14 protein-coding genes are annotated in these 14,873 nt (G+C 63.3%); 9 read left to right on the forward strand and 5 right to left on the reverse strand.

The genetic code is table 11. The features are described 5' to 3' along the window. Positions 1-89: 89 nt before the first annotated feature. Positions 90-911, forward strand: a complete 822-nt coding sequence (locus R4P64_RS22000) for a glycosyltransferase family 92 protein (protein WP_317822734.1) — start codon at positions 90-92, stop codon at positions 909-911. A gap of 96 nt (positions 912-1,007) precedes the next feature. Here the strand turns inward: R4P64_RS22000 and R4P64_RS22005 are convergent, their stop codons facing one another. Then, entirely contained in the window at positions 1,008-1,154 is a 147-nt protein-coding gene (locus tag R4P64_RS22005; protein WP_155276676.1) for a hypothetical protein, read from the reverse strand. Positions 1,155-1,359: 205 nt separating this feature from the next. Here R4P64_RS22005 and R4P64_RS22010 point away from each other — a divergent pair, with 205 nt between their 5' ends. Both R4P64_RS22010 and R4P64_RS22015 read left to right on the forward strand, forming a co-directional pair. After that, a complete protein-coding gene (locus R4P64_RS22010; protein WP_045064572.1) occupies positions 1,360-2,121 on the forward strand; it encodes an SDR family NAD(P)-dependent oxidoreductase in 762 nt (253 codons plus the stop codon). A 365-nt stretch (positions 2,122-2,486) separates the two neighbouring features. After that, positions 2,487-3,431: an alpha/beta hydrolase gene (locus tag R4P64_RS22015; RefSeq protein ID WP_317822735.1), complete on the forward strand. Its 945-nt coding sequence runs from the start codon at positions 2,487-2,489 to the stop codon at positions 3,429-3,431. Here the strand turns inward: R4P64_RS22015 and R4P64_RS22020 are convergent. Beyond that, positions 3,421-4,431: an Lrp/AsnC family transcriptional regulator gene (locus R4P64_RS22020; RefSeq protein ID WP_317822736.1), complete on the reverse strand. Its 1,011-nt coding sequence runs from the start codon at positions 4,429-4,431 to the stop codon at positions 3,421-3,423. The genes R4P64_RS22015 and R4P64_RS22020 overlap by 11 nt on opposite strands. A gap of 70 nt (positions 4,432-4,501) precedes the next feature. Between R4P64_RS22020 and R4P64_RS22025 the strand changes: the two genes are divergently transcribed. The 3 genes from R4P64_RS22025 to R4P64_RS22035 all read left to right on the forward strand — a co-directional run bounded on the left by R4P64_RS22025 (position 4,502) and on the right by R4P64_RS22035 (position 7,746). Next, on the forward strand, positions 4,502-5,656 hold the full coding sequence (locus tag R4P64_RS22025) for a M20 family metallopeptidase (protein ID WP_033231676.1): 1,155 nt from the start codon (positions 4,502-4,504) through the stop codon (positions 5,654-5,656). 47 nt (positions 5,657-5,703) lie between these two features. Continuing rightward, a complete protein-coding gene (locus R4P64_RS22030) occupies positions 5,704-6,462 on the forward strand; it encodes a VOC family protein (RefSeq protein ID WP_033231841.1) in 759 nt (252 codons plus the stop codon). 129 nt (positions 6,463-6,591) lie between these two features. Continuing rightward, complete coding sequence (locus tag R4P64_RS22035; protein WP_033231677.1) at positions 6,592-7,746, forward strand: alkaline phosphatase family protein; 1,155 nt, start codon at positions 6,592-6,594, stop codon at positions 7,744-7,746. Between the two features lie 66 nt (positions 7,747-7,812). Here the strand turns inward: R4P64_RS22035 and R4P64_RS22040 are convergent, their stop codons facing one another. The 3 genes from R4P64_RS22040 to R4P64_RS22050 form a co-directional block, all read right to left on the reverse strand. After that, positions 7,813-8,841 (reverse strand): beta-ketoacyl-ACP synthase III, encoded by a 1,029-nt coding sequence (locus R4P64_RS22040; RefSeq protein WP_033231678.1) that lies wholly within the window; start codon positions 8,839-8,841, stop codon positions 7,813-7,815. A 161-nt stretch (positions 8,842-9,002) separates the two neighbouring features. Further along, complete coding sequence (locus R4P64_RS22045; protein WP_141485034.1) at positions 9,003-9,644, reverse strand: response regulator transcription factor; 642 nt, start codon at positions 9,642-9,644, stop codon at positions 9,003-9,005. Beyond that, complete coding sequence (locus R4P64_RS22050; RefSeq protein ID WP_317822738.1) at positions 9,632-10,858, reverse strand: sensor histidine kinase; 1,227 nt, start codon at positions 10,856-10,858, stop codon at positions 9,632-9,634. The genes R4P64_RS22045 and R4P64_RS22050 overlap by 13 nt, the downstream gene beginning before the upstream one ends. Positions 10,859-10,967: 109 nt before the next feature. Here R4P64_RS22050 and R4P64_RS22055 point away from each other — a divergent pair, with 109 nt between their 5' ends. Genes R4P64_RS22055 through R4P64_RS22065 form a run of 3 tightly spaced genes read left to right on the forward strand, consistent with a single transcriptional unit; the run spans position 10,968 to position 14,839 of the window. Further along, positions 10,968-11,750: an ABC transporter ATP-binding protein gene (locus R4P64_RS22055; RefSeq protein ID WP_317822740.1), complete on the forward strand. Its 783-nt coding sequence runs from the start codon at positions 10,968-10,970 to the stop codon at positions 11,748-11,750. 2 nt (positions 11,751-11,752) lie between these two features. Then, positions 11,753-14,209 carry an ABC transporter permease gene (locus R4P64_RS22060; RefSeq protein WP_317822742.1) on the forward strand — a complete coding sequence of 819 codons (2,457 nt, stop codon included), beginning with the start codon at positions 11,753-11,755 and terminating at the stop codon, positions 14,207-14,209. Between the two features lie 21 nt (positions 14,210-14,230). Then, positions 14,231-14,839: a class I SAM-dependent methyltransferase gene (locus tag R4P64_RS22065; RefSeq protein ID WP_317822744.1), complete on the forward strand. Its 609-nt coding sequence runs from the start codon at positions 14,231-14,233 to the stop codon at positions 14,837-14,839. Positions 14,840-14,873 lie beyond the last annotated feature (34 nt).

Below are 14,873 nucleotides of genomic sequence, written 5' to 3' on the forward strand. Positions count from 1 at the left end.
CGACTATGAGACAGAATCACGATTATGTCAATGCTTGGTGTTCAATGCTTGGTGCTCATGGGATGCGCCCGCCGCATTATCGTGTTGCCATGAGCACGGAGCCCAGTTCCAGCAGCAAGACCCGCACCGTTGTCGCAGTCCTCCTCCCCCGCGAACACCTGCCCTTCATCCGTGATTGGTGCGTGCACCACATCGAACAGGGATGGGACATCGTGTTGTACGACAACACCGGCTCCGTTGGATCGTCGCGGCGCAGCAGCGCATTCAGCCTGAACCGGTGGCACGGAGGAAGCGTCGACAAGCGCGGAAACTCATACGGCGCGTACACCGAAACACTGTCCGACAGTGACGTTCAAGCAGCATTTCGCCGCGAACTGCAGGGCCTCCCGATAACGCTCATCGAATGGCAACCCCGGAATACGGAAGGCCGGATAGTGCACGGCCAGGTCGAGGCATACGTCGACTACATCACGAGATTTCGCACAACTGTCGCCTGGAGCGCCTTCATCGACGCCGACGAATACCTCCAGCACGCACCGGGATTGAACTGGGACGACCTACTGCACGCTGCATCGGAACAGGACTGCCACCGCATCCAACTCGACGCACTGGTCTACGAATCACGCTGGACCAGCCGCGGCGAACCACGCGAACTGCGAAGCCTCACATGCCAAGGGCTGCAAGAGTACGGCTGCAAGAACATCGTTCGCCTGTCGGAAGTTCTCGAGGCCGACATTCACTGGTACTGGAAAACCACGGGGGAAGACACCCGCATCACACCGGACCGCTCGCTCTTCTGGTTCCGTCACCACCGCGGTAGTGAGGCCGTACTCGATCTCATACCGAAGAAGAACTACACGAGGCCGGACACTGCCGAGAGCCTGAGAGTTCCGCAGGCTCACGTCCAATGAATGTGTCTGCAAGACACAGATATTGGCACTACAGACAGACCTCCGGCCCGCGACCTGTTGCCAGTTCGCGGGCCGGAGATTCAGATCAGAAACAGATCAGGAGCCGGTGCCGGCGTTGATCAGTCCGGCGAGGCCGAGGATCGCGCCGACGCCGCCAATGAGGCCTGCGATGGGCGAAGCGTACTTAGCCAGGTCGCCGAGCAACTTAGCGGTATCGGCGTCAATGCTACCTGTGGTTGGCATTTCAATCTCCTCATCATGGAATGTGTGCGTGTGCCCCACGCCGGGTATGTAACGGCGCTCACACTAGCTGTAAGACGACCGATTTTAAAAGCGGTTCCACTGAGTGGGATGCAAATCACATCCCGACCAGTAAGAAGCCAGGAGAAATACTGCGCGGAGGAGGCAACCATTCGGGGACCGCTAAATGACGAGCAGGAGAACAACAGTGGGCAAATTGGACGGAAAAGTGGCGCTTATCACAGGCGCCGGCCAAGGCGTTGGGCAGGGAGTCGCATTTGCCCTGGCCAAGGAAGGTGCGTCCATTGCAGTTGTCGGTCGCACCGAATCGAAGCTCGTGGACACGTGCAAGGAAATCGCCGACCGTGGTGGCCGCGCCGAGCCCGTGCTGGCCGATGTCAGCGACGGAGACTCCATCACCGCTGCTGTTGACCGAACCGTCGAACTATTCGGCGGCGTCGACATCCTCGTCAACAACGCGAGCCTGAACCCCTTGGGCAACATTCTGGATCTGACGCCCGAGAAGCTGGCCGCCGGACTCGAGTCCGGGCCCGTGGCAACTCTGCGCACGATGCAGGCGTGCTACCCGTCGATGAAGGCCCGTGGCGGCGGCGCGATCATCAACATGGTCAGCTCGGTGGCCGTTCGGTGGGACGCCAGCGGCTACGGCGGGTACGCGGCCGTCAAGGAGTCCGTGCGTGCACTCACGCGAGCAGCAGCCTGCGAGTGGGGTGTGGACGGGATTCGTGTCCTTGCTGTCGCCCCACACGCGTCGTCGCCCGGCTTGCAGCGGTGGGCCGACGCTCGCCCCGAGGAAGCAGCGGCCTTCGTTGCCAGCATTCCGATGCGCCGCATCGGTGACTGTGAAAACGACATCGGCACTGCCGTCGCGTTCCTCGTCGGACCCGACGCCGGCTACCTGACCGGTGCCACAATCCCGCTCGACGGTGGACAGTCCCGCTGGGGGTGACAGAACTTTCGACGGCCCTGGATCGATTACCGATTCAGGGCCGTTCGACTGTGCTTTTACTACGATCACCCAGCGATGTCCTGTCCTCAGCCGTTGATCGGTGAAATACAAATGCCACCAAAGCGGACGACAGGCTCAGAACAGTCAGAATGATTAACCCGACCATCCACCACATGGCTGCCAGTATGCCCGACCGTGCGCCTGCGGTGACAAGCACCCGAATGAGATCGTACAAACCGGACAACTGCGAAACCGTTTCTGCCACAGTCCAATAGACCAGTAGTGTTCGGCACCGCTACAACACACTGCGTGATCGACAGCACAGGGCGTTCACGCGATCAACAAATACAGGGCATTCTGGAGGGATGACTTTGCCCCGTTCCGCCGTGGAAGCCGTCGACACTGCGCTCAGTGCCCCGTGGGGCGGAATCAGCAACATCGCCGACCTCGACGGGGACATGCACTGGGTCGATTTCGGCGGACCGGAAGACTCGACACCTATCGTCCTGGTCCACGGACTTGGCGGCTCGCATTTGAACTGGGTCCGGGTGGCGCCGACCCTGGCGAAGCACACACGTGTCTACGCGGTGGATCTGCCTGGCTTCGGCCTCACCCAGGCTCACGGTCGCACTACACACATTCAGGCAAATGCCGCACTCCTGAACCGGTTTATCGACACGGTTGTCGGGAAACCGGTCATTCTGTTCGGCAACTCGATGGGCGGAATGGTATCTGCCCTCGCTACCGCCGCCCGCCCTGATTCGGTGGCCGGCCTGGTATTGGTCGACCCGGCACTGCCTCTTCCGATTCGGATCCCCGACCCCGTGATCGCTGCCCAATTCCTCGTGTACGCGCTGCCCTATGTAGGGGAACAGGCCATGAGCCTTGGCCGACGGACGATGACGGACGAGCAGTTGGCCACGCAGATGACCAACCTCTGCTTCGTGGACCCCACCCGCGCCGACTCCGAGGTGGTTGCAGCAGGCGCGGCCCTGTCGAAGATCCGGCGTGGCTTTGCCACTCAGGACGCAGACTTCCTACAAGCCGCACGATCACTGCTCACCGTGTTGGCCCGTCCACAGAAGTATCGAAAAGCATTGCGCGACATCAGTGCTCCCACCCTCCTGCTGCACGGCGAGCGCGATCGCCTCGTCTCGGTAGCGGCGGCACGATCTGCCGCCGCAGCACATCCTCACTGGACCACGATCATCCTCGGCGACACCGGGCACACTCCCCAGCTTGAACTGCCCGACGAGTTCAACCGTCATGTCCTGGCATGGCTCTCGCACACGAGCCTGATCACGACCTGACACTCACCGGAACCACACCGATGGATCGGCCGTCCCGATCGAGCAAGTGCCCCATCAGTTTTGGCGTGTCCAGAACAACTCGCCGGTCCACCACTTCGAGCGTCGGCGCCCGGGCAGCCAAGTCCGCTTCGAGTGCCGCGAGGTCAGGCAGTGCGCGAAACCACCCGGCAAAGAAAAGGTTGTTCGATCCGGCAACGGCGGCAACAAGACGAATCTCCGTCCGGGCCCGCAGGATTCGCGCCGCACGCTCCGCATCGAGCACTGGAATCCGAGCCGTGAACAGTACCCGGATCGGCCGCCCCGTCGCGAATCTCGCCAATTCACAACGCAACAGGGTGTGCTGCGACAGGGCGCGGCCCAGCCGTCGACGAGCCGTCGAGGTGCTGATCTCGAGTTCATGAGCCAGTTCGGTCACCGACACGCGCGGTCTGCGTCCGAGAACGTCGATCACGGCGACCGTTGCCCGGTCCAACGGATGTCGGCGGCCGAGTGGCGGTGGTGCCACCCCTGATTCACGCAGCGTCCGAACACCGGACGGTTCGAGAGTGCCCAGCCGCCAACGGCTTCCCTCGGTGAATACCCTGGTGACAGGATGCACCACGACGTCGGTCACCCCGTCCTGAAGTTGCAGATCGTCGAGTATGTATCGAGCCAGCGCATCTGTGCCGACAAACAACGCTTCCGCCATGACTGCGCAACCACCCGAGTGAACGTTCACGCTCATCACATGCGCGTGCGCCACGAGTTCGTCGACGATCCGTTTGCGTGATCGAGGTTCGCACCGGATGTCGAGGAATGCCAACACCGATCCCGCGTCGGCGGCCGGGTACGCCGCTATCCAGGCAGTGCCCGAGTCGGTGAGAGATCTCCACCGACGCGCAGCGGTCACCGGATCAACCCCGACAACGCTGCCGATCAACGCCCACGGTGCGCGCGGCTGTACCTGCATCGCGTGGACGATTCGCAGATCGATCTCGTCCAAAACTATCGAATCCTGCATGAAGAAATAAATTAGTACACAAATACTGCATTTTGGTCCGCAGATCCCAGCGCGAACGCAGTCTCAGACGATGACGACAAAAGATCGCGCGGCCAAGCACCTCGACACCATCTCCGATGCCGCACTGGCACTGAGTCACCAGATCCATGAAGATCCCGAACTCGCGTTTGCCGAATACAACGCGTCGGCCGCCGTCGCGGACATGCTCGAGGGTGCCGGTTTTGCGGTCGAGCGCGGTGTTGCCGGACTCCCGACCGCACTCGCCGCTACGTACGGCAACGGCGAACTCGTGATCGGACTGTTTGCCGAGTACGACGCGCTCCCGGACATCGGACATGCTTGCGGGCACAACATCATCGCCTCTGCCGCTGTGACCGCGGGATTGCTCCTCGCACCGTTGGCCGACGAATTGGGAATCACCGTGGCCGTCTTCGGAACTCCCGCCGAAGAGGGTGGCGGCGGAAAGGTCGTCATGCTCGAGGAAGGCATCTTCGATTCACTGCACTGCGCCATGATGGTGCACCCCGGCGCGGGAGACCTGCGCGCCCCCAACATGCTTGCCATCTCGCACCTCGACGTCGAGTACACCGGAGTGTCCTCACACGCGTCGTTTGCCGTCGGCGCCGTCAACGCGGCCGACGCGTTCACCGTCGCCCAGGTGAGCATCGGTCTACTGCGACAGCATCTTCCGAAGGACGTTCAAGTTCACGGCTACGTCAGCGACGCCGGTGTCGCACCCAATGTCATTCCCGGTAGTTCACACGGGACGTACGCCGTCCGAGCCGAAACGCTGGGCGGCGTCGAAGCAGCCCAGCCCAAGGTGGAGCAGTGCTTCACCGCCGGTGCCATCGCGACGGGTTGCGACATCGCGATGACGTCACCGTCGCCCGCATACGCGGAGTCACGGTGGGATCAGCAGTTGAGCGTTCTGTACCAGGAGAATCTCGAGGCTCTCGGTCGCACGTTCTTCGATTACAACGGTCCGGCAGCCGGATCGACGGACATGGGCAATGTCTCGCACCGCATCCCGACCATCCATCCCATCATCGGAATCGAATGCAACGGCGCCGGCAATCACCAGCCCGAGTTCACTGCGTACTGCCGCTCCGAGACCGGCGACAAAGCCGTCCTGGACGGCGCGCTGGGACTGGCGTGGACGGCGATCGACTGTGCAACTGATGCGGAGGTGCGTGCCCGGCTCCTTGAAGGACCTGCCGCCCCGTGAGCCTTTTCGGTAGCGTCAACCACCACAACGACGCCCAGGAGGAACTCATGCTCGACGGAACTCCCTGTTGGATCGACCTCACCAGTTCGGACACCGAGGTCGCGAAGAACTTCTACACCAACGTGTTCGGCTGGCAGGTCGACGGCAACGACGATCCGCAGTACGGCGGATACGCCATCTTCAGCAAGGACGGGCAGCCCATTGCCGGTCTCGGCCCCCAGCAGGAGGGCAATCCGTACGGCAACATCTGGACCACCTATATCTCGTCCTCCGACGCGGCTGCCTCGGCCGCCAAAGCGGAGGCTGCCGGCGGCACGATCATGATGCCGTCCATGCAGGTCGGCGATCAGGGGAGCATGGCGATTGTCGGCGATCCGGCCGGTGCGGTGATCGGAATCTGGCAGCCCGATCAGCATGAGGGATTCGGTGTGGTCGGAGTTCCCGGCGCTCCGGTATGGCACGAGACGATGTCGAAGAATTACACGGCGGCTCTGCCGTTCTACGCGGATGTGTTCGGCTGGCAGTTCGAGTCGATGGGTGACACGGACGAGTTCCGCTATTCACAGGCCAAGCTGGGCGGCCCCGCGATTGCCGGCGTCATGGATGCCAGTTCGTTCCTGCCGACGGAGGTGCCGTCGTTCTGGCAGGTGTACTTCGGCGCCGACGACACCGATGCCGCGGTCGCAAAGGTCGTCGAGTTCGGTGGCAGCGTCATCGCGGCCCCTGAGGACACCCCGTTCGGACGCCTGGCGGGTGTCGCAGATCCACTAGGGGCGGCGTTCCGTATTTCGACCATCGTGGGCTGAGGGCCTGCGGCCCTGTGCGCCTTTCCGGTAGCGCCGACTACCAAAAAGGCGCACGGGGGCTTCGCCCCCAATTTGAACGCATGCCCAGAAGGTATGCAGTTTTCGGCGTTCACCGCCTAATCTCATGGGATGCCCGCCCCCGCACCTCTCCTCGATGTGTACTCACAACCGACACTGTCGACCCTTGCGCCGTCAATTCTCGCCTCGCTGGGAGTTGCCGGCGAGGCCAATCGACTGAATCTGCCACCCAGCAAGAGAACGGTGATCTTGCTGGTCGACGGTATGGGAGCCAATCTCCTGGCGCGCAATGCCGAGCATGCCCCGTACCTGAACTCTTGGGTGGGCTCCCCCATCCGCGCCGGATTTCCCACGACGACGGCCACCAGCATCGTGTCCCTGGGAACCGGCCTCCCGTCAGGCGCGCACGGCATTACCGGCTACCAGTCGTACGTCGAGGAAGCCGATGCGGTGTTCAACTGGCTCGGATGGCATCCCACCGGGAAAAAAGAGTCGTACGCCGATTCGATCGTCCCCGAGGTTCTTCAACCGGAAGCCACGACGTTCGACCGGGCCCAGGCCGCAGGCATCACTGTGACGACGGTTGTCCCGTCCAAGTTCGACGGCAGCGGACTTACTCGCGCGGGCATGCGCGGGGCAGCTTTTGCCGGCATTCAGGCGTACGGCGATCTGGTGGCTCGCACGGTTGCCGTCGCAAAATCCGCGGAGCGCACGTTCACGTATTGCTATATCAGCGAGATCGACGCCCTCGGGCATGTGTACGGACCTGAATCGGAGCCGTGGCTCCAGCAACTGTCACTGGTCGATCGTGTTGTCGAACAACTCGCCGCTGCTCTCGGTCCGGACGTGACTCTGATCGTGACCGCCGACCACGGAATGGTCGAGATCACCGACGCGAACAAAATCGACTACGACAACTCGCCGGTCCTGTCCAAAGACGTCCTCGCGCTCGCCGGCGAACCACGCTGCCGGCACATCCACACCCGAGAAGGTGCGGCAGCCGACGTGGCTGCGCGGTGGCGAGCCGAACTCGGCGACCGGATGTGGATCGGCACACGGGCCGAGGGCATTGTCGCCGGATTATTCGGCCCCTCAGTACATTCCGCGTTTCACGGGCGAATCGGCGACGTCATCGCCATCGCTACCGACGATGTTGCCGTGGTGCGCCGCTCGGTGGAATCAGGCCTGGCCGGGCTGCCCGGTCAGCACGGCGCCCTCACACCGGACGAACTACTGATCCCACTACTGTCGTCGCCGACCCGCTGAGCCGAACCAAACATAACGAGAGCCCGCGAACCTGTTCGGTTCGCGGGCTCTCGTCTGTGAGGAAGATCAGGCGTTCGGATCAGTTCCGAGCGGCGGCAGGATGACAACCTGGCCGGCGTAGGACAGTCCGGCACCGAAGCCGACCAACAGGGCCTTGTCGCCCGGCTTGACCTGGCCGTCGCGGAGCATCTGCTCCATGGCCAGCGGCACCGAAGCGGCGGACGTGTTGCCCGTCTCGGCAATGTCGTTGGAGACCGGGAATCCCTCGGGCAGCTTCATGCTGCGCGCGATGACCTCGTTGATGCGCTGGTTGGCCTGGTGCGGCACAAACGCGTCGATGTCATCGATGGTCAGACCCGACTTCTCGAGCGTGCGCGTGGCAACCTTGCCCATTTCGAAAGCAGCCCAACGGAATACGGCCGTGCCGGCCATCTTGATCCACGGCCGAGCGCCTTCGGGCTTCTCGATGAACTCGAGCCAGCTCGGCTCCTGCTTGATGGCGTCGGACTGACTTCCGTCCGAACCCCACTCGACGGGGCCGATTCCCACGGTGTCACTGACACCGACGATGACGGCGCCGGCGCCGTCGCCGAAGATGAAGCGCACACTGCGGTCGGTCGGCTCGGTGGTGTCACTCATGCGGTCGACGCCGACGACAAGTGCGTAGTCGGCAGTTCCGCCGCGGATCAGGTCGTTGGCAACACCGAGTGCGGTGCTGAATCCGGCACAGCCGGCAGCCAGGTCGAATGCGGCCGGACCGTTCATACCGAGTTCGTGAGCGATCACCGATGCGGCCTGCGGCGTCTGCAGGTCGTAGGTGGAGGTGGCGATGATGACAGCGCCGATCTGCTCGGGAGCGATGCCACTGGCAGCCAGGGCGCCACGTGCGGCACCGAGAGACATCGCGACGACGCCTTCGCCGTCGCCGGCAAAGCGGCGCGACTTGATGCCTGTGCGGGTCTGAATCCACTCGTCCGTGGAATCGATCGTCTCGCAGATCTCGTCGTTGGTCACAACCCGCTCAGGGCGGTGAACGCCGAGCCCGAGAAGGACGGACTGCCGACCTCCGGCCACACTGGCAATCGGCTTACCCATTGATCGATCTCCTCGTTGCTTCAGGTGCTTGACTCGTTTCCGAGATCACACGTTACGTAGCGGACATACGCCCACGCCTCTCAGGTCACCGTTAGGTTACGACAACAACATGAGGCTGGCTCACATTACGCTTGCGGCGCGTCCGCCGTCCAGATGTTCGGTCAAGCCCGCAAATGGGCTAGAACAGCTAGAACCCGACGATGTCCGCTTTGGGAAGTCGACAGGCCGAGCTTCGCGAAGATATTTCCTATGTGCTTGCTCACAGCAGTGTCGCTGACAACCAGTTTGTGCGCGATTTCCTGATTTCCCAACCCTTCTGCCATTAAACCGAGCACTTCCGATTCCCTCGGAGTGAGTGCGCGAATGGGATCGTCGGCGCGACGACGGCTCATCAGTTGGGATACCACCTCGGGATCCATGACGGTTCCGCCGCCGATCACCCGCTCGAGAGCGTCGACAAATTCGGCGACCTTGCCGACACGTTCCTTCAGGAGGTATCCCACACCGCCTGCGCCACCCGCGAGCAGCTCACCGGCGTAGCGGTCCTCCACGTACGCCGAGAGGACCAGAACGGGGAAGCCTGGCCGTGCCTTGCGAACCTCTATCGCGGCCCGCAGACCCTCGTTGGTGAACGTGGGCGGCATCCGCACGTCCAGGACACCGGCGTCGGGGGCCGTTTCCTCGAACACCGACAGGAACTGGTCCGCGTCCGGCACCGCGACGACCTCGTAGCCCTCCCCGCGCAACAGCAGCGCCAGTCCCTCACGCAGCAAAGCATCGTCCTCGGCAATCAGTATCCGCACGGCAGTTCCACCCTCATCGTTGTCGGCCCACCGGCCGGACTGTCCAGGACCACAGTTCCCTCGAATGCTTCGACCCGACGCCTGATGCCGGCGAGACCGCCCCCGAGGCGCTCGCTCGCGCCGCCGTGTCCGTTGTCGAGAACATCGATTGTCATGGTCTCAGGATCGGATTTCGTGGCCGCTCGCACAGTGACGGCGTGTGCTCCACTGTGTTTGGCGACGTTGGTCAGCGCCTCGGCCACCACGAAGTAGGCAGCGGCCTCCACCGCGGCCGGAGCGCGTCGTAGGTTCTCGATCTCGAGCACACAGGGCACGGTTGAACGTCCAGCAAGAGCGGACACCGCACCGTCCAGTCCGAGTTCGTCGAGAATCGGCGGGTAGATGTCGTGAACAAGCGCCCGTAGCTCGCTCAGCGCTTCCGTGGCCGCTGCCTGTGCCCGATGCACCTGCGGAAGCGCCTGATCCGGATTGTTCGACAGGGCCCGCTCGGCCATTCCCAGCATCATCACCACCGCCACCAGACGATTCTGGGCACCGTCATGCAGATCCCGCTCGATACGTTTGAGTTCTGCCGAGTGTGCGTCCAACGCCGCCGCACGACTTGCGGTCAATTCGCTCACCCGCCGCGACAGATCCGCCCGGGCATCATCCGCAAGGAGAGACGACGCCAACAGAGCGAGCCACCGCGCCATCGCCGGAATCAGCCACCACGCCAACAACAAATACAGGGCACCGATGACGGGCATGCCCGCCGCGCCCCACCACGACGTCACGGGATAGGGATTGGACACCGGCTCGTCGGCGGGCATCGCCTGCCAATAGAACGGAACCGCAAAGGTATTGAGCGCGCCCAGTGGCAACGCGACGGTGAGAAGTCCGGCAACGGGTGCTCCCATCGCATGGAGAACCAACCAGCCGCCGTCGCGTCGCGTCGACCGTTCGGTGAGCAACCGACGCAGATCCCCGATCCCAGGGTTGGCCGGCATGGGCGGATAGCGATGGGGAACAGCAGAACCCGAGTAGCGAGCCGAACGAGCACGGGCAAGATCCGCCCACCACCGCAACACACGCACGTACGACGGAACCAGCGCCCACCCCACGATCAGCACCGACAACGAGAGCAGGACCATGCCCGCTATCACCAAAGCCAGGGACACCACGCCGGCGCAACCCTCGACAAGCACGTAGCGCACTGCCCGAAACCTCTGCTTCACCGTCCCAGCATGCCGCACTCACCGCGCAGATCCACTACAGCTGGCTACACCATTGATTCGGGACTCTGCAGGATGTCGGGACGCGCCGAATCTCCATAGCGTTGAGTTCATGAAGAATCGACACGCGGTCCTCAATTCCCCCGCGCCGACGGCGACCACTGCGGCTGTTCGTCTCGAGGGAGTCAGCAAGGTCTACGGCAAGGTCTACGGCAAGGGCGGCGGCGTCACTGCTCTCGACAATGTCAGCCTCACCCTGCCCCGCAGCACGTTCACCGCGGTCATGGGCCCGTCCGGTTCCGGCAAGAGCACCTTCCTGCACTGCGCTGCCGGTCTCGACAGCCCGACCAGCGGATCGACCTGGCTGGGCGGCACCGACATGTCACGACTGAAGCCGAAGGCCCGCAGCATCTTCCGGCGCGATCATGTCGGTTTTGTCTTCCAGGCGTACAACCTGCTCGGCGCGCTGACCGTGCAACAGAACGTCACACTCCCCCTACTCCTCGCCGGACGCACCGCCGACAAAAACTATCTGACCTTCGTTCTGGAGGCCGTCGGACTCGGTGCGTTGCGCAATCGCGCACCCGCCGAACTGTCCGGCGGACAACAACAACGAGTTGCCATCGCCAGGGCACTCATCACCCGACCCGACGCGCTTTTTGCCGACGAACCCACCGGCGCGCTCGACTCACGCAGCGCGAAGCAGGTTTTGGAACTTCTGCGCCACACCGCTGCCGAGTTCGATCAGACCGTTGTCATGGTCACCCACGATCCCGTTGCCGCGTCGTATGCCGACCGGGTGCTGTTTCTGGCCGACGGAAAACTGGTCGGGCACATCGACCGGCCCACTCCGGCGCAGGTCGCCGAGCGCATGACGCACCTCGGGGACTGGTGACCGTGAAAGCTCATACCGTTGCCCACCTGAAGGCACACCGCTCCGGCTTCATCGCCGTATTCGTATCCGTGTTCTGCGCCGCCCTCCTCACCTGCGCGTTGGGCATTCTGCTGGAATCGGGAGTGCGAGGCGGAGTCTCGCCGCACCTCTACGCCGGAGCCGATGCCGTCGTCAGTGCGCCGCAGGCATTGGCGGTCAAGGAAGACGCCGATCAGCCCTTTGCCGAGCGGGTTCTGCTCGATAGCGATGTGGTTCACAAGCTCGATGCACTCGATGCCACCGTCGTTCCCGATATCTCCGTCCCCGTCAGCACCGCCGACGGCGTCGTACTCGACGCACATCCTTGGCGTACAGCGCAATTGGCACCGTATTCGCTGACCGGAGGACGCGCACCGCAGAACAGCAATGAAGTTGTCTCCACCACCGGCGCTGCCGTCGGTGAGCGAATCACGCTGGCGCACGGCGGGATAGTGGACGAGTACACCGTTGTCGGCACAGCCGATTCGGATTCGGAAGCATCACCGGACCGTCCGGCACTCGTCTTCCTCGAAGACCAGGAGGCCGAACAGTTGTGGCCGCATCACGGCTCGGTCACCGCCGTCGGTGTGATCGCACCCGAAGGCGTGAACGCGGCCGCTCTCGCCCGCGAGGCCCTGTCCGGCACCGACGCTGAGATCTCGGCCGGCACCGCGCGTGGCGGCATCGAATTCCTCGACGCCGGTGCTGCGCGGACCCAGTTGATCGCGCTCTGCGCGTCGTTTGCGGGTCTCGCTTTGATGGTCGCCATGTTTGTCGTGTCCAGCACGCTGTCACTCTCGATCAACGCACGCCGTCGAGAATTTGCTCTGCTGCGCGCAATCGGCGCGACCACGCGCCAGATTCACACGATGATCGGACGCGAGGTGCTCCTCGTCGCTACCGCCGCAGCCGCCCTCGGGCTGATCCCCGGCTTCCTGCTCGCGAAAGTTCTGGGCGCACAGTTCGCGAGCGCCGGCGTCATCCCTCCCGATTTTGCCTTGGTATACAGCCCGATTCCCGCTTTGGGCGCGTTTGTCATCTGCGTTCTGACCGCGCGGGGCGCAGCGGCGGTGGCTGCCCGCCGCCCGGCAAAACTCGAACCTACCGAGGCGCTGCGCGAATCCGAGCGCGGCCCAGCCGAATTGAGTAGGCCCAGGATTGTCACCGGAGCCGTGCTCGGCGTCCTCGGTCTGAGTATGTCCGCACTCCCGGCGTTCCTGCCCGGCGAGGCTGCAGCTGCCGGAGCGGGCAGCAGCGCGCTGTTGCTGATCTTCTCCGTCGCCTTGCTTGGCCCACTGCTCGTGCGCGCCATCATCCGGGCCGTCGGCGGACCACTGCGTCGTAGCACCCGAGCGCCGCGAGTTCTGGCTGCCGCAAATGCCGAATCTCACTCGTGTCGGCTCTCCTCCGCCATCGTGCCGCTCGCTCTGGCCATCGCCCTGGGCTCCGTGCAGTTCTTCAGCCAGTCAACCGTCGCCGCGGAGGCAACCGATCAGTCGATCAAGGGAGTGACCGCAGATCTGATCGTGGGCGCTCCGGCCGGCATCGCACCCGCGCTCGTCGATTCCGTCAGGGCAATTCCGGGAGTGAGCGCCGCCAACCCCGTCGTCCGCAGTCAGGTCCTGCCGGTGACGAGTGGTGACGAGGCCGGCGCAGCGGTCACCCCGATCTCCGCGCAAGGAATCGACGCCGCTCACGCCGCGTCCACTCTCGACCTCGATGTCATCGAGGGAGATTTGGCCGATCTGACCGACGACACCGTTGCCGTGAGCAGCGACGGTGCCTTCGCCCTCGGTGCCCGCGTCGGTGGTCGCATCGATCTCCATCTCGGCGACGGCACGGTGATACATCCGTTGGTTGTCGCGAAGTACGGTCGTGGACTCGGTTTCGGCGACGTCACTCTGCCAGTCGATACGCTGCGGACACACTCCACCGACGCGCTGATCGACACGGTTCTGGTGCGCGCCGAACCTGGACGCATCAATGAGGTGCAGCAGTCACTGCAGTCCTTCTCCTCTATCTCTGCAATGAACCAGGACCAGTTCGGGGCCGCCGGCGCCGACGAGCGTCGGATGCAGTCCTGGGTGAGCATCCTCGCGGTCCTTGTTCTGCTCGGTTATCTGGCTGTCGCTGTTGTGAACACCTTGGTCGCGGCCACGGCGGAACGCGCGAGAGAGTTTGCCCTACTGCAACTCGTGGCCGCCAGAACCAATCAGGTTCGCGCCATGATGCGGATCGAATCCGTCATGGTGGTCGGTATCGCCATTGTGGTCGGGACACTGATCGCCATACCTCCGCTGGTGGGGATCGCGATAGCCGTCTCCGGCGCGCCGGTACCCACCGTCTCGCCGGCGGTCTACGGATCGATCGTTGCCGTCACTGCCGCCTTGGGATTCCTGTCGATCGCCGTCCCGACGCGGGCGGCACTGCACAAGCACTGAGTACCACTACCGTCGTCACTTATGGACGCGGCCGACTGGGACAAGAAGTACGAACGATCGGAACTCGTCTGGGGCGCTCCCCCGAACGAGCTTCTGGTGGAATACGCGACGGCCCTCCCCCACGGCAAGGCATTGGACCTGGCCTGCGGCGAGGGCCGCAACGCGTTGTGGCTGGCAACACGAGGCTGGGAAGTGACCGGCATCGACTACTCGGCCGTCGCGATCGACAAGGCCCGCACGATCGCCTCCCGATCCCCACGCTCCGTGGTCGATCGACTGGACTACCGCTGCGGTGACGTCACCACGGTCGAGTACGGCCACAATTACGATCTTGCGCTCGTTCTGTACCTCCATCTGCCGGCACCACAGCGCACGTTGGTTGTGAACCGTGCCATAAATTCTCTGAAACCTGACGGAATCCTCATGATTTTGGGTCACGACCGAAGCAACGTCGATTACGGCGTCGGCGGACCACAAGATCGCGAAATCCTCTACACGCCAGAGGATTTGATGGAAGAATTCGGAAACCAGCTCAGTTTCGAGATCGCCGGAAATCCGCACAGACACACCGAAACGGGAATCGCGATCGACGCACTTGTCATCGGACGGAAATTCGATGTTGGCAGTTGAAAGAACGACTAGTAACATGTATTAAGTTACCGAC

It is taken from the genome of Rhodococcus sp. IEGM 1366 (genome assembly GCF_033142425.1).
Lineage (GTDB): Bacteria > Actinomycetota > Actinomycetes > Mycobacteriales > Mycobacteriaceae > Rhodococcus_F > Rhodococcus_F globerula.